The sequence below is a fragment of the Pigmentiphaga sp. GD03639 genome (assembly GCF_029845405.1).
Lineage (GTDB): Bacteria > Pseudomonadota > Gammaproteobacteria > Burkholderiales > Burkholderiaceae_B > Pigmentiphaga > Pigmentiphaga daeguensis.
In genome coordinates this window covers 41,529-60,471 of sequence record NZ_JAOCLR010000021.1, presented here as the reverse complement: position 1 = coordinate 60,471, position 18,943 = coordinate 41,529, and the positions used below count along the sequence as shown (strand labels likewise).

18 protein-coding genes are annotated in these 18,943 nt (G+C 67.4%); 15 read left to right on the top strand and 3 right to left on the bottom strand.

Annotation, left to right across the window (positions count from 1 at the left end):
- Positions 1–109 precede the first annotated feature (109 nt).
- The 10 genes from N5K27_RS20045 (at position 110) to N5K27_RS20000 (ending at position 9,262) form a co-directional block, all read left to right on the top strand.
- Positions 110–973 (top strand): VOC family protein, encoded by an 864-nt coding sequence (locus tag N5K27_RS20045; RefSeq protein ID WP_087840783.1) that lies wholly within the window; start codon positions 110–112, stop codon positions 971–973.
- Entirely contained in the window at positions 970–1,671 is a 702-nt protein-coding gene (locus N5K27_RS20040; RefSeq protein WP_207958608.1) for a class II aldolase/adducin family protein, read from the top strand. The genes N5K27_RS20045 and N5K27_RS20040 overlap by 4 nt, the downstream gene beginning before the upstream one ends.
- Positions 1,672–1,681: 10 nt before the next feature.
- The gene (locus N5K27_RS20035) at positions 1,682–3,136 is read left to right on the top strand and encodes a 2-hydroxymuconic semialdehyde dehydrogenase (protein WP_087840782.1); all 1,455 of its coding nucleotides are present in this window, start codon (positions 1,682–1,684) and stop codon (positions 3,134–3,136) included.
- Positions 3,137–3,146: 10 nt separating this feature from the next.
- Positions 3,147–3,338 carry a 2-hydroxymuconate tautomerase gene (locus N5K27_RS20030; protein ID WP_087840781.1) on the top strand — a complete coding sequence of 64 codons (192 nt, stop codon included), beginning with the start codon at positions 3,147–3,149 and terminating at the stop codon, positions 3,336–3,338.
- A gap of 38 nt (positions 3,339–3,376) precedes the next feature.
- Complete coding sequence (locus tag N5K27_RS20025) at positions 3,377–4,537, top strand: ABC transporter substrate-binding protein (protein ID WP_087840865.1); 1,161 nt, start codon at positions 3,377–3,379, stop codon at positions 4,535–4,537.
- A 295-nt stretch (positions 4,538–4,832) separates the two neighbouring features.
- Positions 4,833–5,747, top strand: coding sequence for a branched-chain amino acid ABC transporter permease (locus N5K27_RS20020; RefSeq protein ID WP_087840780.1), 915 nt, complete (start codon positions 4,833–4,835; stop codon positions 5,745–5,747).
- A 122-nt stretch (positions 5,748–5,869) separates the two neighbouring features.
- The gene (locus tag N5K27_RS20015) at positions 5,870–6,880 is read left to right on the top strand and encodes a branched-chain amino acid ABC transporter permease (RefSeq protein ID WP_087840779.1); all 1,011 of its coding nucleotides are present in this window, start codon (positions 5,870–5,872) and stop codon (positions 6,878–6,880) included.
- Positions 6,877–7,632, top strand: a complete 756-nt coding sequence (locus tag N5K27_RS20010) for an ABC transporter ATP-binding protein (RefSeq protein ID WP_087840778.1) — start codon at positions 6,877–6,879, stop codon at positions 7,630–7,632. The genes N5K27_RS20015 and N5K27_RS20010 overlap by 4 nt, the downstream gene beginning before the upstream one ends.
- Positions 7,633–7,647: 15 nt before the next feature.
- Entirely contained in the window at positions 7,648–8,343 is a 696-nt protein-coding gene (locus tag N5K27_RS20005) for an ABC transporter ATP-binding protein (RefSeq protein WP_087840777.1), read from the top strand.
- Positions 8,344–8,482: 139 nt separating this feature from the next.
- Positions 8,483–9,262: an SDR family oxidoreductase gene (locus tag N5K27_RS20000; protein WP_087840776.1), complete on the top strand. Its 780-nt coding sequence runs from the start codon at positions 8,483–8,485 to the stop codon at positions 9,260–9,262.
- An 83-nt stretch (positions 9,263–9,345) separates the two neighbouring features.
- Here the strand turns inward: N5K27_RS20000 and N5K27_RS19995 are convergent, their stop codons facing one another.
- Positions 9,346–10,323 (bottom strand): tripartite tricarboxylate transporter substrate binding protein, encoded by a 978-nt coding sequence (locus N5K27_RS19995; protein WP_243724443.1) that lies wholly within the window; start codon positions 10,321–10,323, stop codon positions 9,346–9,348.
- A gap of 21 nt (positions 10,324–10,344) precedes the next feature.
- Complete coding sequence (locus tag N5K27_RS19990) at positions 10,345–11,499, bottom strand: M20 aminoacylase family protein (RefSeq protein WP_243724442.1); 1,155 nt, start codon at positions 11,497–11,499, stop codon at positions 10,345–10,347.
- Positions 11,500–11,628: 129 nt separating this feature from the next.
- On the opposite strand from N5K27_RS19990, the gene N5K27_RS19985 reads away from it, so the two are divergent.
- Positions 11,629–12,093 carry a MarR family winged helix-turn-helix transcriptional regulator gene (locus tag N5K27_RS19985; protein ID WP_279818316.1) on the top strand — a complete coding sequence of 155 codons (465 nt, stop codon included), beginning with the start codon at positions 11,629–11,631 and terminating at the stop codon, positions 12,091–12,093.
- Between the two features lie 4 nt (positions 12,094–12,097).
- Here N5K27_RS19985 and N5K27_RS19980 read toward each other — a convergent pair whose 3' ends face one another.
- Complete coding sequence (locus N5K27_RS19980; RefSeq protein ID WP_165963087.1) at positions 12,098–13,012, bottom strand: LysR family transcriptional regulator; 915 nt, start codon at positions 13,010–13,012, stop codon at positions 12,098–12,100.
- 84 nt (positions 13,013–13,096) lie between these two features.
- Here N5K27_RS19980 and N5K27_RS19975 point away from each other — a divergent pair, with 84 nt between their 5' ends.
- The 4 genes from N5K27_RS19975 (at position 13,097) to dnaE (ending at position 18,942) form a co-directional block, all read left to right on the top strand.
- Positions 13,097–13,423, top strand: a complete 327-nt coding sequence (locus N5K27_RS19975) for a hypothetical protein (RefSeq protein WP_132979372.1) — start codon at positions 13,097–13,099, stop codon at positions 13,421–13,423.
- Positions 13,410–14,390 carry an alpha/beta fold hydrolase gene (locus N5K27_RS19970; protein ID WP_132979371.1) on the top strand — a complete coding sequence of 327 codons (981 nt, stop codon included), beginning with the start codon at positions 13,410–13,412 and terminating at the stop codon, positions 14,388–14,390. The genes N5K27_RS19975 and N5K27_RS19970 overlap by 14 nt, the downstream gene beginning before the upstream one ends.
- Positions 14,391–14,409: 19 nt before the next feature.
- Positions 14,410–15,381 carry a tripartite tricarboxylate transporter substrate binding protein gene (locus N5K27_RS19965; RefSeq protein WP_087840772.1) on the top strand — a complete coding sequence of 324 codons (972 nt, stop codon included), beginning with the start codon at positions 14,410–14,412 and terminating at the stop codon, positions 15,379–15,381.
- Positions 15,382–15,450: 69 nt separating this feature from the next.
- Positions 15,451–18,942, top strand: coding sequence for a DNA polymerase III subunit alpha (gene dnaE / locus N5K27_RS19960; RefSeq protein ID WP_132979370.1), 3,492 nt, complete (start codon positions 15,451–15,453; stop codon positions 18,940–18,942).
- The last annotated feature ends 1 nt before the right edge of the window (position 18,943 follow it).

The following is an 18,943-nucleotide window of genomic DNA, read 5'->3' as shown; positions in this document are numbered from 1 at the left end:
GGAAATCCATAAAATCTCGATAAAAATATTTCCAACCGATATTTTGTGGCGTATCGTGTCCGCCTACGAAAGTGCAGGGGGCTTTCACGGCCCCCAGTTGGAGACACCGGTGATTCATCTACACGACATCCGCTACGTGCGGCTGGGCACGCCCGACCTGGAAGGTTCGGTGCGCTATGCAACCGAAGTCCTGGGTCTGGAAGTGGCCCGCCGCGTCGGCAAGGCGGTCTACCTGAAGTCCGACAGCCGCGATCACACGCTCTGCTATTTCGAAGGTGATCCGCGTGACCACACCTCGGCCTTCGAGGTCGACACGCCCGAAGAACTCGACCAGGCCATGGTGCTGCTGGAGCAGTCGGGCTACGCGGCCACCCGCGGCAGCGTCGAGGAAGCCGAGAAGCGCCACGTGCGCGACTTCATCAACTTCAAGGACCCGTCGGGCAACAGCGTCGACCTGGTCCATGCGCCGCACCATAGCGGCCGCCGCTATTTCCCGTCGCGCGACGCGGGCATCACGGGATTCAGCCACATCGGCCTGCGCACCCTGAATCCCCGCCGCGACGAAGCCTTCTGGACCCAGCTGCTCAGCGCCAAGGTCAGCGACCGCATCGGCGAAGCGCCCCTGCTGCGCATCGACGAAGTGCATCACAAGATCGCGCTGTTCCCGTCCAGCTACCCCGGCGTGCAGCACATCAACCATCAGGTCGAGAGCATCGACGACGTGATGCGGGCCTATTACATCCTGCTGGAGAAGCGCATCCCCATCCGCTTCGGCCCGGGCCGCCATCCGACCTCGGGCGCGATGTTCCTGTATTTCGAGGGACCGGACGGCATGATCTACGAATACTCGACGGGCGTGCGCCTGATCACGGAAGAGGACGAGAAGACCTACCGTCCCCGCACTTTCCCTGCCATCCCGTCGTCGTTCTGCATGTGGGGATCCAAACCCGATATTCCGGAGTTCAAGACTTGAGCCAGCACGACAACGCACCGACCGCCCGGCAGCAGAGCCTGGTGCGGGCGGCCGCCCGCGCCCTGGCGCGCGCCAACCTGGTCCATGCCTACGGCCATTGCAGCCTGCGGCTGGATGCCGACCGTTTCCTGGTGTGCGCCGCCAAGCCCATGGGCATGATCGGTCCGCACGAGGACGGCACCGTGGTCCCGGTTCGCGGCGAACTGCCCGAAGGCGTGCTGGGGGAAGTCCGCATCCACCAGCACATCTATCGCTTGCGGCCCGAGGTCGGAGCGGTGATCCGCAGCATGCCGCGCGACGTGATGACCCTGTCGTCCGCGCGCGTGACGCCGGCGCCGCGCCATGGCATGGGCTCGTATTTCTCGCCGGCCGTCCCGCTCTGGGACGATCCGCAACTGATCCGCACCGACGAGCAGGCCGCCGGCGTGGCCGCGAAGCTGGGCACCGCCGCGGCCGTGGTCATGCGCGGCAACGGCGCGGTGGTAGCCGCGCCCAATATCGAGCAGGCGGTGGTGCTGAACTGGTACCTGGAAGACGCCGCGCGCATCGAGCTGCAACTGCGCGCGGCCGGACTGGCCGACGGCCCGACGCTGTCGCCGGAAGAGGCGGCCCGCCGTGCCACCGGCGCAGGCCGCATCTTCGAACGCATGTGGGAATACCTGTGCGACGGCGATCCCGAATTTGCAAACGTCATCTGAGAATACAGCCATGAACGAATTCAAGAATTTCATCAACGGCCAGTGGGTCGCCACCGGCAAGACCTTCGAGAACCGCAACCCCGTCGACAACAGCCTGATCGGTCCCGTGCACGAGGCCGGCCGTGCCGAAGTCGATGCCGCCGTCAAGGCCGCGCGCGCCGCCCTGTCGGGCCCGTGGGCGACCATGAAGGTGCAGCAGCGGGTGGAAATGCTGCACGCCATCGCCGACGGCATCAACCGCCGGTTCGATGATTTCCTGGCGGCCGAGATGGCCGATACCGGCAAGCCCCACGTGCTCGCCAGCCATGTCGACATCCCCCGCGGCGCCGCCAACTTCAAGGTCTTCGCCGACCTGATCCGCAATGTGCCGGGCGAAAGCTTCGACATGGAGACCCCTGACAACGGCTTCGCGCTGAACTACGCGGTACGCGTGCCGCGCGGCGTCATCGGCGTGGTCTGCCCGTGGAACCTGCCGCTGCTCCTGATGACCTGGAAGGTCGGCCCGGCCCTGGCCTGCGGCAACACCGTCGTGGTCAAGCCGTCCGAGGAAACCCCGGCCACCGCCACGCTGCTGGGCGAGGTGATGAACGAGGTCGGCGTGCCGCCCGGCGTCTACAACGTCGTCCACGGTTTCGGCCCGGACTCCGCCGGCGAATTCCTGACCCAGCATCCCGACGTGGACGGCATTACCTTCACCGGCGAGACCCGTACCGGCGAAGCCATCATGAAGGCCGCCGCCAAGGGCGTGCGCCCGGTGTCGTTCGAACTGGGCGGCAAGAACCCCGGCATCGTGTTCGCCGACGCCGATTTCGACAAGGCTGTCGCCGGCATCGCCCGTTCCGCGTTCGAGAACAGCGGCCAGGTGTGCCTGGGTACCGAGCGCGTCTACGTGCAGCGCCCCATCTTCGAGAAGTTCGTTGCCGCGCTCAAGGCCAAGGCCGAGTCGTTCAAGCTGGGCGATCCGCACGACCACGCCACCAATTTCGGTCCGCTGGTCTCGCAGGTGCATCGCGAGAAGGTCCTGAGCTATTACGCCAAGGCCCGCGAGGAAGGCGCCACCATCGTCACCGGCGGCGGCGTGCCCGACATGCCCGGCAAGATGTCCGAGGGCGCCTGGGTGCAGCCCACGATCTGGACCGGCCTGCCCGAGACGGCCGCCGTGATCCGCGAGGAGATCTTCGGACCCTGCTGCCACATCACGCCCTTCGACACCGAGGAAGAAGTCATCAAGATGGCCAACGACACGCCGTACGGCCTGGCCGCCACGGTGTGGACGCAGAACGTGGGGACCGCCCATCGCCTGGGCAAGGCCTTGAACGTCGGTATCTGCTGGGTCAACTCGTGGTTCCTGCGCGACCTGCGCACGTCGTTCGGCGGCGCCAAGCAGTCGGGCATCGGCCGCGAGGGCGGGGTGCACTCGCTGGAGTTCTACACCGAACTGCGCAACGTCTGCGTGAAACTGTAAGGAGCTCGCCATGCCCCTCATCCAGGTGCAAATGATGGAGGGCCGCACCGACGAACAGCGCGCGGCCCTGATCGAGGAGTTGACCGAAGCGACCCACCGCGCCATCGGCGCTCCCCGCGAGTCCGTGCGCGTGGTGCTGGTCGAAGTGCCCAAGACGAATTTCGGGATAGGCGGCAAGACCGCCAAGGCGCTGGGGCGCTGATTTCCCGCTATTTCCCGACGAAGGAGACATAGTCGATGATGAAGAAGCAAACCGCCGTACTGGTCGCGGCGGCCCTGATGGTTGCCGGCGCCGCGCACGCCGAGGTCAAGATCGGTTTTTCCGGGGTGCTGTCGGGCCCCATGGCGGCGCTGGGCCAGGACCAGTACGACGGCTTCATGCTGGCCGTCGAGCAACTGGGCGGCAAGCTGGGCGGCCAGCCCGTGACCGTGCTGCGCGAGGATGACCAGCTCAAGCCGGACGTCGGCGCACAGATCGTCCAGAAGTTCATCGAGCGCGACAAGGTCGACGCCATCGTCGGGCTGGGCTTCTCGAACGTGCTGATGGCCGAGACCCGCCGCATCAAGGATTCGGGCGTCGTCGCGCTGTCGACCAACGCCGGTCCGGCCCCGATCGCCGGCAAGGGCTGCATGGCCAACCTGTTCGTGATGGGGTGGCAGAACGACGGCATGTCCGAAGCCATGGGCAAGTACGCCAAGGAACAGGGCTACAAGAACGTCTACCTGATGACGTCGAACTACCAGGCCGGCAAGGACAAGCTGGCCGGCTTCAAGCGCTTCTACGGCGGCGCGATCCAGAACGAGGTCTACACCCCGCTGGGCCAGCTCGACTACGCGGCCGAGATCGCCGCCGTCCAGAGCGCCAAGCCGGATGCCCTGTTCGTGTTCTATCCCGGCGGCGTGGGCGTGAACTTCGTGCGCCAGTTGAACCAGGCCGGCCTGATGGGCAAGCTGCCGTTCCTGTCCGAGAGCCTGATCGATTCCAACTCGCTGGCCGCGCTCAAGCAGCAGGCGGTCGGTTCGATCTACGGCACGCCGTGGGCGCCGGTGCTCGACAATCCGCAGAACAAGAAATTCGTGTCGGGCTACGAAGCCAAGTACAAGCGTCCCCCCACCGAGTACGCGGTGGCCGCCTATGACGCCGCCTACCTGCTGGATGCCGCCATCACCAAGCTGGGCGGCAAGGTGTCGAACAAGAAGGCCTTCGCGGCCGCCGTCAAGGAAGCCGGCTCCAAGTTCCCCACGGCCCGTGGCAAGTTCGCCTTCAACACCAACAACATGCCCATCCAGCACTACTACGCCTACGAGATCGTCAAGAACGGCGACGGCGTGGGCTACAAGCAACTGTCGCAGGTCCTGACGGACCACAAGGACGCGTACGCGGCTGAATGCAAGATGTAGACCCCCCCCTACGCGCTTACGCGCGCAAGGAAAGCCCACCCCCTACGCCCTTCGGGCGCCCCCTCAAGGGGGCGATGCGGGTGGACCGGCGGAGCCGGATCCACCGCATCCTGGGTCTAGGTCCCTTATCCTGGGTTGGGGCTTCCCTTTCAGGGGTGGCACCGATGGATGATGGGGGCGGGCGCCGGTATGCTGGGTGGCGATCGCCGCCACGGGATCGGGGAGTGCATGGGCACTAAGAACGAAAGAACCGGGTATGCGGGGAAGACCCGGGTTTTGACACGGAAGTCTGTCAATGAATAGTTCGCTGTTTTTGTCGCAGTTGCTCAATGGTGTGCAGCTCGGCGTCTTGTTGTTCCTGCTGTCATCAGGGTTGACCCTGATCTTCGGCATCATGAATTTCATCAATCTCGCGCACGGTTCGCTGTACATGGTCGGCGCGTTCATCGGCGCCGCCACCTACAACGCGAGCGGGTCCTTCATCTTCGCCATCGCCGCGGCCATCATCTCGGCCGGGCTGGTGGGGCTGCTGCTGGAGCACCTGGTCGCCAAGCCGCTGTACCGGCACGACCACCTGTACCAGGTGCTCGCGACCTTCGGCCTGATGATGTTCTTCAACGAGCTGGCCATCGTCATCTTCGGCAACCGTCCCTACTACGCGGCCATTCCGTCGGCGCTGGACGGCGCCGTGACGCTGTTCGGGTCGCAGTATCCCGTCTACCGGATCCTGATCATCGCGGTCGGCGTGCTGGTGGCGCTGGGTGCCTGGTACCTGATCCAGAAGACGCGCTTCGGCATGCTGATCCGCGCCGGCGCCAGCAATTCGCCCATGGTCAGCGTGCTGGGCGTGAACATCGACCTGCTCAAGAAACTGCTGTTCATGCTCGGGGCGGGGCTGGCGGGACTGGCTGGCGCGCTGGCCGGGCCCATCCTGTCGGTGCAGTCCGGCATGGGCGAACCGGTCCTGATCCTTGCGCTGGTGGTCATCGTGGTGGGCGGTATCGGGTCCATCCGCGGCGCATTGGTGGCGGCGATGATCATCGCCGTGATCGATACGCTGGGGCGCGCCTACATTCCGCACCTGCTCGGCTCGTTCATGCAGCCCGCCTCGGCCAACGCCGTCGGCCCGGCCATGGCCTCCATGCTGATTTATGTGCTGATGGCGCTGGTGCTGGCTTTCCGCCCCAATGGCATCCTGAACAAGAAGTAGGCCCCCCCCCTACGCGCTTCGCGCGCCCCCCAGGGGGCGGCACTGGCGGACCGGCGGAGCCGGATCCGCGGTGCCCTGGGTCTGGTTGCGGCGGTAACTGATATTCCTGCAAGGTAGACGATATGAATCGCGTCAAATTCGGGGCCTGGATGATCCCGGTCCTGTTCATAATCCTGGCGGCCGTGCCGTTCGTCGCGCAGGCGATAGGCGAGCCGTTCTACGTGACGTTCTTCGCCCGCGTGCTGATCTATGCGCTGGCCGCCTGCGCGCTGAACCTCGTGCTGGGATTCGCCGGCCTGGTCAGCTTCGGCCATGCCATGTTCATCGGCCTGGGCTGCTATGCCGTGGGCATACTCAGCTACTACGGCATCAGCGATGGCTGGCTGCAACTGCTGACCGCCGTGGTCGTGTGCGCGCTGGTCGGCCTGGTCGTGGGCACCGTATGCCTGCGCACCTCGGGCATCGGCTTCATCATGATCACGCTGGCCTTTGCCCAGATGTTCTACTTCCTGATGGTCAGCATGACCACCTTCGGCGGCGACGATGGCCTGAACATCAATGAGCCGAGCAACTTCGGGCTGTTCGAGCTGTCGGGCAGTTCCGAGGTCTACTGGGCGGCCTGGGCCGTGCTGCTGGCGGTCACGGTGTTCCTGGCGCGGCTCAAGAAGTCGCCGTTCGGCATGGTGCTGCAGGCCACCCACATCAACCCCCGCCGCGTCAACGCCTTCGGCTACTCGGTCTTCCGCGTGCAGCTGGCCGCCTACGTCCTGTCCGGCGTGCTGACCGGGCTGGCGGGCCTCCTGCTGGCGAACCTGACGGCCTTCGCCTCGCCCAGCTACATGTCGTGGCCGGTGTCGGGCGAACTGATCGTCATGCTGGTCATCGGCGGGCTGGGCACGATCACCGGTCCCATCGTGGGCGCGATCGCCTTCCTGGTCATGGAAGAGTTCTTCAAGGGCCTGACCCAGCACTGGATGCTGATCATGGGGCCGGTCATCGTCGTGATCGCTCTGCTGACCAGGAACGGCTTCGCGTGGCTGATCCGCCCGCGCGAAGCGTCCGCCCCGGCGCCGTCCGCGGCGCCTGCCGCGGCGCCCAAGGTCGCCGCCGTTTCCGCGGGAGAATCGCAATGAACGCCATCGGACTGCGTACCCAGGACCTGGTCAAGCGCTTCGGCGGCTTGCGCGCCACCGACGGCGTGACGCTGGAGATCGAGCCGGGCGAACTGCACGCCATCATCGGCCCCAACGGTGCCGGCAAGACCACGCTCATCAACCTGCTGACCGGCGAGCTGCGCTCGGACGAAGGCAGCATCGTGCTGGGCGGCGAAGAAGTCAGCGGCACGCCCGTGCAGCACCGCGTGGGCATGGGCCTGCTGCGGTCCTACCAGATCACGTCCATCTTCGACGCCTTCACCGTGGTCGAGAACGTGTGCCTGGCGGCGCTGCGCAAGAAAGGCGTGCGCTGGGCCGTCTGGAAGCCCATGTCGTCCTACGGGGATGTCATGGAAAAGGCCCGCGCGATCATCGAGCAGTGCCACCTGTCCGACGTGGCCGACACCGTGGTGTCCAACCTGGCCTACGGCCAGCGGCGCCAGCTCGAGGTCGCCATGGCGCTGGCGGCGGATCCGCGCATCCTGCTGCTGGATGAGCCCATGGCCGGCATGAGCGCGGCCGAAGGCGCCGCGGCCATCGAGCTGCTGCGTTCCCTGAAGGGCCGCTACACCATCCTCCTGATCGAGCACGACATGAACGCGGTCTTCTCGCTGGCCGACCGCATCAGCGTGCTGGTCTACGGCAAGATCGTCGCGACCGGCTCGATCGAGGAAATCCGCAACCATCCCGAAGTGCGCCGCGCCTATCTGGGCGACGACGCCGATGCCTGAGGCAGGAGTTCACGCATGCTTTCCATACAAGGACTGGCGGCCAAGTACGGTTCCTGCCAGGCACTGTTCGACATCGACATGGAGGTCAAGCGCGGCGAGGTCGTGGGCCTGATCGGCCGTAACGGCATGGGGCGCACGACGGTGATCAACTGCCTGTTCGGCCTGCTCAAGCCGGCGGCCGGCAGCATCACTTTCGACGGGCAGACGCTGAACGGCATGGCGCCGTACCGCGTGGGCCGGCTGGGACTGTCGCTGGTGCCGGAAGGGCGCCAGATATTCCCCACGCTGACCGTGGAGGAAAACCTGATCGCCACGTCCAAGCGCACCGACGCCTCGGCCTGGACGCTGGACAAGATCTACGGCCTGTTCCCGCGCCTGAAGGAGCGGCGCTCCAACCTCGGCACGCAGTTGTCGGGTGGCGAGCAGCAGATGCTGGCCATCGGCCGCGCGCTGATGACCAACCCCCGCCTGCTGGTGCTGGACGAGGCCACCGAGGGCCTGGCCCCCATCGTGCGCGCCGAGATCTGGAGCGTGCTGGCCCAGCTCAAGCAGGAAGGCCTGACCATGATCGTGGTGGACAAGAACACCAAGGCCCTGCTGCGCTTGTCCGACCGCAACTTCATCCTGGACAAGGGCGTGACGGTCTGGCGCGGCACGTCGCCGGAACTCTCGGCACGTCCCGAGCTGATCGCCCAGTACGTCGGCGTCTAGGACCCACCCCCTACGCCCCCTCAAGGGGGCGGCACTGACGGACCGGCAAAGCCGGATCCGCCGTGCCCCCGGGGCACCATCCGGCTGACGATGGCCGGCGTTTTTCCCGCTTGTAGTCATGGGATCGATTGGAGTAGCAATGAGGTTGAAGGACAAGACGGCGCTGGTGACCGGCGCCGCGGGCGGTATCGGGCTGGCGATCGCCAAGCGGTATAGCCAGGAAGGCGCCAACGTGGTGCTGGTGGATCGCGCCGAGAAGGTCGAGGGCGAGGCCTTGGCGGCCATGCCCGGCCCGGCGCGCGCGATGCGCGGTGACGTCACCGATCCGGCCCAGGTGGCCGAGATGGTGGCGCTGTGCGAGCGCGAGTTCGGCGGGCTGGACATCTGCGTCTGCAATGCCGGCGTGATCCGCGCCGCCGAGTTCCTGGACGTGACGCTGGAGGACCTGGACTTCGTGATGAACGTCAACGTCCGCGGGACCTTCCTCGTGGCCCAGGCCGCCGCCAAGGCCATGGTGCGGGGTGGACGCGGCGGCAGCATCATCACGCTGTCGTCGATGACGGCCGAGCTGGCGATGTCCAACCAGCTGGCCTACGGCGCCAGCAAGGGCGCGGTGCGGCAGATGACCAAGGCCATGGCGCTGGCGATGGCGCCGCACGGCGTACGCGTCAATGCGCTGGGGCCGGGCAGCATCGATACCGACATCATGTCGACCATCACCGACAATCCCAAGGCGCTGCACACGGTGTTGTCGCGCATCCCGATGACGCGGCTGGGGCGGCCGGAAGAAGTGGCCGGCGCTGCGGTGTTCCTGGCCAGCGAGGACGCCAGCTACGTGACCGGGCAGACGGTATTCGTCGACGGCGGCCGCCTGGCGCTGAACTATACGGTGGAAGTCCCGGGCGCGGCCCGGGAGTAGGCATCGCGCGGTGATCGACAAGGGCCTCGGGGCATGCGCCGCCGGGGCCTTTGCATTTCAGCGCGGGATTTCCGCTTGGCCGGTCAGTCGAGTGAAATGTTCGCCTTCCTGATCACCGGCCCCCACAGCGCATGATCGGCCTTGATGCGCGCGGCGAACTCCTCCGGGCTGGAGGTGTAGACCACCGAGCCGTGCGCGTCGTAGAGCTTCTTCATGTCCTCGGCCCGGACCGCCTTGGCGATCTCGCGATTCAGCCGCTGGACGATGTCGGCGGGCACGCCGGCCTGGGCCACGACTCCCAGCCAGACGGTGTCTTCCAGGCCCTGGTAGCCCTGCTCGGCGAAGGTGGGGACGCCGGGCAGGCCGGGCAGGCGTTCCCGGGTGTTCACGGCCAGGGCCTTGAGCCGGCCGTCCTTGACCTGCGGCTCGATCAGGGCGGAGCCGGCCAGGTAGAGCTGGGTCCGGTCGCTGATGGTGGAGTTGAGCGCGTCGGGGCCGGACTTGAACGGGACGTGGAGGATGTCGGCCCCGGTCTGCAGCTTGAACATCTCGAACAGGACGTGAGGCGGCGAGCCGGTGCTGGAGGAGGCGTAGTTCAGCACCCCGGGCCTGGCCTTGGCCAGCGCGACCAGTTCCTTGAGCGAGCCGGCGGGCAGGGCGGGGCTGGCGGTCAGCACCATGGGAATGACGGCGATGGGGCTGACGGCCTGGAGGTCGGCCTGCGGGTGGTAGGGCAGCTTGCTGAACAGATACTGGTTCCAGACGGCATGCGCGTTGGTGACCACCGCCAGCGTGTAGCCGTCGGCGGCGCTGTTCTTCAGGTTCGTCATGGCGAGCAGGCCGCCCGCGCCGGGGCGGTTGTCGATCACCACGGCCTGTCCCAGGGATGTCCGCATCTTCTCGGCGATGGGGCGGGCGAACAGGTCGGGCAGGCTGCCCGGCGCACCGTTGACGATCAGGTGGATGGGGCGCGTGGGGTAGGCGGTCTGGGCCTGCGCCGGCGCGGCGGCAAGCATGAGGAGCCCCAGGACGGGGGCGGCAAGGTAGCGGGATGCGTGCATGGCGGAGTCCTCGGTTTGGGGTCAGGCCACCAGACGGCGGCGCGCGATCTCGATCATCATCGACATGCCGACGGGCAGCACGTCGTCGTTGAAATCGAACTTGGGGTGGTGGCACATGTGGCCGCCATTGCCCAGGAAGAAGTAGCAGCCGGGTTTTTCCTGCAGCATGTAGGCGAAGTCCTCGGAGGCCATCAGCGGCGGAATGTCGGGCTCCAGGCCGTCCGGGCCGACGACGGCCAGCGCGGCCTCGCGTACGACCTGCGCCTGTTCGGCGTTGTTGATGGTGGCGGGGGAGGTCTGCAGATGCTCGAACTCGATGCGGCAGCGGTGGGCCTGTTCGGCGCCGGCGCAGATTTCCTTCAGTCGCTTGAGGACCTCCGCCTGCACGCCGTGGTCCAGCGTGCGCACCGTGCCCTCCAGCACGGCCTGGTCGGCGATGACGTTGATGGCGGTACCGGCGTGGAACTGGCAGACGCTGACCACCGCGGTCTGCAGCGGATCCACCGAGCGGCTGACGATGGTCTGCAGCGACTGCACCAGCGCGCTGCCGACCACCACGGGATCCACCGTGCGGTGCGGGCTGGCGGCATGGCCGCCGACGCCGTGGATGCGGATGCGGAACAGGTCGCAGGCCGACAGCGTGGCGCCGTTGCGCACGCCGACGCGGCCGGGCTCCAGCGGGGGGTGGTTGTGCAGGCCGTAGAGTTCGTCGCACGGAAAGCGTTCGAACAGGCCGTCCTGGATCATGGTCGAGCCGCCGCGCAGCGTTTCCTCGGCAGGCTGGAAGATCAGGTTCAGCGTGCCGCGGAAGTCGCGGTTCGACGCGAAATGGCGAGCCACGCCCAGCAGGATGGCGGTATGGCCGTCGTGGCCGCAGCCATGGAAGCGGTTGGGACGCACCGACTGGTAGGGCAGCCCGGTCTGTTCCTGCATGGGCAGCGCGTCCATGTCGGCGCGCAGGCCGAGGTTGCGGCCGGGACCCTGCGCGCCGTGGATGACGCCGACCACGCCCGTTCCGCCGATGCCGGCATGGGTTTCGATGCCCCATTCACGCAGGCGTTCGGCGACGAAGGCCGCCGTCTCGTGTTCCTCGAAGCCGAGTTCGGGGTTGCGGTGGAGCGTGCGCCGCCATGTGGTCATGTCCTGGGCGTGCGTGTCCGAGACCTCGATTTTCATTGCAATCCTATCGTCTGAAGCGAAAAATAGGATGCTATTTCAACTATTGAAAATTGCACTCAGTATTTACCCCGCTGGCGAGGCGCGGCATACAATGCCGCGATGCCCCGCCGCCCGCACGAGACCGCCGTGACCAAGAAACTCGAGACCTACTTCACCTACAAGCTCGATCTCATCAAGAGCGAGGCGGTGCGGCAGGTCAACGAGCTCTATCGGAAGGAACTCGGGCTGGTGGTGCGCGACCTGCGGGTGTTGCGCCAGATCGGCGATGCGCCCGGCATCAGCGTGTCGGCCCTGCAGGCCGCGACCTTCATAGAAAAGACCGTGTTGTCCAAGGTCGTGTCGCGGCTGATCGAACTCGGCCTGGCCGAGCGCAGCATCAGCGCGCGCGATGCGCGGGCGTTCGAGCTGACCCTGACCGCCCGTGGACGCCGCATGCGCGAGCAGGCCGACCGCATCGGCGGCGGCCATGAGCGCGAGGTGATGTTCGGCGATTTCAGCGAACAGGAATTGCACCAGCTCGACGCGCTGCTGGACAAGCTCATGCGGTCGCTGCGGGCTGCGCGCGACGGCGGGACGGGAGAAGCGGCCTGACCGGTCAGGCGGGAGCAGGCGCGGACGGCGGGGCCGTGATGCTGCGCGCCAGTTCGTCCCACAGCGCACGCGCGGGCCGGCTCAGCGTCGTGTCGCGCCGCCGCACGAGGCAGATGCGGCGCGCGATGGTCGGGGCCGTCAAGGGGATGGTGGCGACCCGGGTCGTCGCCGCCAGCGCCAGGCGGGGCAGCACCGCCATCCACCCGCCGTGTTCCAGGAATCCGATCATGGACGACAGGTGCTCCACCTCGTCGAACCAGGGCGCGGGCACGCCCGCCACGGCCAGGGCGGCGTCGATCTGCTGGCGGTTGGCGCTGCTGCGGCGCAGGGCCAGCACCCGCTGCCCCGCCAGGTCGGCCCAGGCCGCCTGGGCGCGCGCGGCCATCGGGTGGCCGGGAGCGCATGCCAGCACGTAGGGGTCGTCGCGCAGCGACTGGCAGGCCAGCTCGGGTTCGTCTTCCCACAGAACCGTGATGCCGAACTCGGCTTCCCGCCGCAGCACGGCATCGCGCACGCGCGCCCCCGTGTCGTCGCGCAGATCCACGCGCACGTCGGGATGCCGCTGCCGCAGGCGCGACAGGGCTGCGGGGAACAAGGAATACGCCACGGTGGTGATGCAGGCCACGGTCATCTGGCCGCCTTCGCCGCGCGCCATGCGTGCGGTTCCGGCCAGGCAGTCGTCCAGGCTGTCCAGCAGCGGCGCCAGGCGCTCGTGCAGGGCCAGGCCCAGCGGCGTCAGCACCATGGTGCGCGTGGTGCGTTCGACCAGGCGTCCCCCCAGGGCTTCCTCCAGTTTGCTGATGCGCCGGCTCAACGCCGAGGGCGAGAGCGCCAGCAGATCGGCGGTCTTGTTGAAGCCGCCGCAGCGCACGAGGGCGCAGAAGGCCTGGAGGTCGGGAAGGTCGCAATTGGTGCGCATAACGCAATAATATCGCAATAATTTGCACTGGATTTCATTATTGGCCGTCGGCATCATGGTCGTCACCTTTCGTTCGTGATCGCCATGCCCGTCATCAAAGTTTTCGTTTCCAGTCCCTTGCTGGCCGGCGCGCCGCTCGATCCGCTGGGCAGCGCCACCGAGCGCGCCTGCGTGGACTTGTTGGGCGCGCAGGCCGCCCAGGTGCAACTGGTGGTGGTGGCGGCGCACGCCGTCCCGCGCGGCTGCCCCGTCTACCTGGAGGTCCAGTTCCGCCGCAACGAACGCCGCGACGCCCAGGTCGTCGCGCGTTTCATGGCGGCCATGGAGGACGCCCTGGGCGCCTGCTTCGGCGCCGTGCCCCGCATACGCTGCTTTTCCGAGGACCAGGATTTTCTCCATGCCCGCAACTGAACCGGCCCCGGACGAGATCTGCCTGCGCGCGATCGAAAGCTTCCACGTGGGGGGCGAGGTGCGCACGCTGCGCGGCCTGCCCACCGAGGCCAGGCGCCTGGCGCAGGGGGCCGAGCCCAGGCCGGTCGATCCCAACGGCGACCATGTCGTCGGCCAGATGTACGTGCAGGCCTACCGGCTGGCGCGGCCACGGCACGCGCTGCCCGTGCTGTTCTGGCACGGCGGTGGCATGACGGGCGTCAACTGGGAGACGACTCCCGACGGCCGTCCGGGCTGGCTGTGGCGCTTCCTGGGCGCGGGATACGACGTCTATGTGTCCGACGCCGTGGAGCGCGGCCGCGCTTCCTGGGCGCGCTTTCCCGAGTTGTATGCCGGTGCGCCGCTGTTCCGCACCATGGACGAGGCCTGGGACATGTTCCGGATGGGGCCGGCCCATGGCTACCGCACGGATCCGGCCGCCCGCCTGGCCCACGCCGCGCAGCAGTTCCCGGTCGGCGCCTTCGACCAGTTCGCGCGTCAATGGGTGCCGCGCTGGGCCGGCCACGAGGCCGTCACCAGCGCCGCCTACCGCGCGCTGCTGGATCGGGTGGGGCCTTGCATCGTCGTCGGGCACAGCCAGGGCGGCGGGTTTGCACTGCTGGCGGCCCAGGAGCGGCCCGAGTCCGTGCGCGCCGTGGTTGCGCTCGAACCTTCCGGTGCGCCTGCCGCCCCGCCGGCGGCGATCCCGCCGCACCTGATCGTGTGGGGCGACCATATCGGCGACCACCCTGTCTGGCGCCGATATCGCGCCACGGTGGACGCGTACGCCGCCGTGCTGGCGCGCAGTGGCGCGGCGGTCGAGTCCCTGGACCTGCCCGCAGAAGGCGTGCGCGGCAATTCCCATTTCCTGATGATGGACCGCAACAGCGGTCTCATCGCCGACCGGGTGCTGCGCTGGCTGGACGCGCTCGACCCGCGGCACCCTTGAACCATAAACCGGAGACAACATGACCAAGAGCATCCGCATGGGCGCGTACGCCCTGGCTTCCCTGGCCGCGCTCGGCGCGGCGGGCGCCATGGCGGCCGATTCCTATCCCCATCGTCCCGTGACCGTGCTGGTGCCGTTCGGACCCGGCAGCGGCGTGGACACGACCGCCCGCATCGTCGGCGAGGCGCTGTCGCGCGAACTGGGCCAGCCGCTGGTGATCGAGAACCGCGCCGGCGCGCAGGGCGCCATCGCGGCCCAGGCGGCGGCGCGGGCCGCTGCCGACGGGTACACCCTGTTCTTCACCACGCAGACCACCCAGGCGGCCAATCCCGCCCTGATGAAGACGCCGGGCTACGACCCCGTCAAGGACTTCGCGCCGGTGGGGCGCGTGGCCTACACGCCGGCCTTGCTGGTCGCCAATCCCGCGCTGCCGGTCAGGACCCTGGCCGATCTGGTCAAGCTGGCCAAGGCACAGCCCGGCAAGCTGTCCTATGCCTCGGGCAGTGCCGGCACCCTGGTGCCGGGCGCGATGCTCACGACCGCCGCTGGCATCCAGATGCTGCACGTGCCCTACAAGAGCATTCCGCTGGGTTTGAACGACGTCATGGCCGGCCACGTCTCGGTCATGTTCACCGACATCGTGACGGGCACCCAGCAGGTCAAGGCCGGCAAGGTCCGCGCGCTGGGCATCAGTTCCGCCAGGCCGTGGCCGCTGCTGCCCGAGGTGCCGCCCATCGCCGAGCAGTATCCCGGATTCGAGCTGCTGGCCTGGTATGCGCTGTATGCGCCGGCGGGTACCCCCGCGCCGGTGATCGAGCGGCTCAGCCGTGCGCTGGAGAAGACCACGCGCGATCCGGCCGTGCGCGAACGCCTGGTCGGCCTGGGGCTGGAGATGTCCTACAGCACGCCCGCGGAACTGGCGGCTTTCGGCCGCTCCGAACTGGACAAATGGAGCCGGGTCATCCAGGCCGCGGGCATCGAGAAGGAGTAGGGCCTGCCCGCGGGGAAAGGGGGCGCAGGGGGTGTCCCGGACCCTGCGCCGAGAGGCTAAAATGCCGGCATGTCCCAGTCGCCTACCCCCCCATTCGTCCACCTGCGCGTCCACTCCGAGTTCTCGGTGTCGGACGGCATCGTCCGCATCCCCGACCTGGTCAAGAAAGTCGCCGCGCTGGAACAGCCGGCCATCGCGCTGACCGATCTTTCCAACCTGTTCGGGTTGATCAAGTTCTACAAGGCGGCGCGGGGCAAGGGCATCAAGGCCATCGCCGGCTGCGACGTCTGGGTGTCCAACGACGCCGACCGCGACAAGCCCTACCGGATGCTGCTGCTGGTGCGCGATCGCGCCGGCTACCTGAACCTGTGCGAACTGCTGACGCAGGCCTTCCTGACCAACCAGCATCGCGGCCGCGGCGAGATCCGGCCCGAATGGCTCGAGACCTACGGCGCGGGGCTCATCGCCCTGTCCGGCGGACGCCAGGGCGACGTGGGCCAGGCGCTGGAGGCCGGCAACCACGACGCGGCGCTGGCGTTCGCGCGGCACTGGCTGAAGGTGTTTCCGGGCGGCTACTACATCGAGCTGCAGCGCGCCGGCCGCGAAGGCGACGAGACCTACGTGCAGGCCGCGATGCGGCTGGCGGCCGAATGCGGCGCGCCGGTGGTCGCCACGCACCCGGTACAGTTCCTCGAACGCGACGACTTCCGCGCCCACGAGGCCCGCGTCTGCATCGCCGAAGGCGAGATCCTGGCCAATCCGCGCCGCCAACGGCTCTACACGGAAGAGCAGTACCTGCTGTCCTCGCAGGAAATGGCCGAACGCTTCGCTGACGTGCCCTCGGCGCTGGCCAATACGGTGGCGATCGCCACGCGCTGCAACCTGACGCTGGAACTGGGCAATCCCAAGCTGCCCAATTTCCCCACGCCCGAGGGCGTGACGCTGGCCGAATACCTGGTGCAGCTGTCCAAGGAGGGCCTGGCGCGCCGCATGGCGCAGCTCTTCCCGGACGAGAAGGAACGCGCCGCGCACCAGGAGGAATACGACCAGCGGCTGGACAAGGAATGCCAGACCATCATCGACATGGGCTTTCCTGGCTACTTCCTGATCGTTCAGGACTTCATCAACTGGGGCAAGAACAATGGCGTGCCGGTGGGGCCGGGCCGGGGATCGGGCGCAGGCTCGCTGGTCGCGTTCAGCCTGGGCATCACCGATATCGATCCGATCCGCTACGACTTGCTGTTCGAGCGCTTCCTGAACCCGGAGCGGGTCTCCATGCCCGACTTCGATATCGATTTCTGCCAGGACAACCGCGACAAGGTCATCGAGTACGTCAAGCAGAAATACGGGCGCGACGCGGTCAGCCAGATCGCCACCTTCGGTACGCTGGGCGCCAAGGCGGTCATCCGCGACGCGGGGCGGGTGCTGGACCTGCCTTACCTGTTCTGCGACGGCCTGTCCAAGATCATCCCGCACTCGCCTGCCGACCCCTGGAGCCTGGAGCGGGCGCTGAACGAAGAGCCCGCCTTCAGGGAGCGCTACGACAACGACGAGGAAGCGCACGCGCTGATCGACCTGGCCCAGCCGCTCGAGGGACTGACGCGGAACATCGGCATGCACGCCGGCGGCGTGCTGATCGCCCCGGGCAAGCTGACCGATTTCTGCCCGCTGTACTGCCAGCCTGGCCAAAGCCACATCGCGGTGTCGCAGTTCGACAAGGACGACGTGGAAGCCGTGGGCCTGGTGAAGTTCGACTTCCTGGGCCTGCGCAACCTGACCATTCTCGACTGGGCCGTGCGCTACGTGCGCGAGTTCAACGAGGGCATGCGCGACTTCGACGTCATGGCGCTGCCGCTGGACGACCTCGATTCCTACAAGCTGCTGAGCGACGGCAACACCACCGCCGTGTTCCAGTTGGAATCGCGCGGCATGAAGGAACTGCTCAAGAAGCTGCGCCCCAGCAACTTCGAAGACATCATCGCCGTGCTGGCCCTGTACCGGCCGGGCCCGCTGGGCTCGGGCATGGTGGACGACTTCGTCAACCGCAAGCACGGCCGCGCCAAGGCCGAATACTTCCACCCGGACCTGGAACCGGTCCTCAAGAGCACGTACGGGGTCATCGTCTACCAGGAACAGGTGATGCTGATCTCGCAGATCATCGGCGGCTACACGCTGGGCGGCGCCGACATGCTGCGCCGGGCCATGGGCAAGAAGAAGCCCGAGGAAATGGCCAAGCACCGCGAGATCTTCCAGTCGGGCGCGGAAAAGAAGGGCTATGACCCCGAGATCGCGGTCACGCTGTTCAACCTGATGGAGAAGTTCGCGGAATACGGCTTCAACAAGTCGCATACCGCGGCCTACGCGCTGATCGCCTACCAGACGGCCTGGCTCAAGGCTCACCATCCGGCCGAGTTCATGGCCGCCACCATGTTGTCCGACATGGACGACACCGACAAGGTCCAGATATTCTGGGCCGACACGGTGGCCAACAAGGTCAAGGTGCTGCCCCCCGACATCAACCTGTCCAATTACCGCTTCGAGCCGGTGCTGGACGAATATTCGGCGCGCGGGCAGCCGCCGCGCACCATCCGCTACGGGCTGGGGGCGGTCAAGGGCACCGGGCAGAGCGCGGTCGAGGAAATCCTGCGCGCGCGGGCCGAGAAGGGGCCGTTCACCGACCTGTTCGATTTCTGCCGGCGCATCGATCGCCACGTGGTGAACCGCCGCGCCATCGAAGCCCTGATCAAGGCCGGCGCATTCGACACGCTGTCGCCCAACCGCGCCGCGGTCCTGGCGACCCTGGGCACGGCGATGGACGCCGCGGAACAGGCCGCCCGCGCGGCCAGCCAGGTGTCGCTGTTCGGCGGCGACGACCACGCCGACCTGGCGGGCGAGCTGGCCGATGTCGAGCCCTGGGACGAGCGCGAGCGCCTCGGCCAGGAAAAGACCGCGCTGGGTTTCTACTTCAGCGGCCACCTGTTCGACGCCTATCGCACCGAAGTCCGCCGGTTCGTGCGAACCCCCCTGTCCAACCTGCAGCCCAGCCGCGACCTGCAATGGATGGCGGGCATCCTGTCGGCCGTGCGCACGCAGATGACACGGCGCGGGAAGATGGTGTTCGCCGTGCTTGACGATGGCACGGCGCAGGTCGAGATCTCGGTGTTCAACGAGCTGTACGAGCGGCACCGCAGCCGGCTGCGCGAAGACCAGTTGCTGATCGTCTCCGGCAAGGTCAGCAACGACGAGTACTCCGGCGGCATGCGTATCGTGGCCGACGAACTGTTCGACCTGCAGATGGCGCGCGAGGCCAAGGCCCGCGCGCTGTCCATCCGCCTGAACGGCAACGCGCACGCGGACTCCCTGCGTGAAGTCCTCAACCCGCATCGCGCCGACCCCGAGAACGGCTTCCCGGGTACGCCGGTCGAGATCGTCTACAACCGCGGCGATGCCAAGTGCGTGGTGCGCCTGAGCGAGGACTGGCGGGTACGGGTGCCCGACGTGCTGATCCAGCAACTGGGCAAGCTGACGGGGCAGCCGGCCGACGTCGGGCTGGAGTACTAGC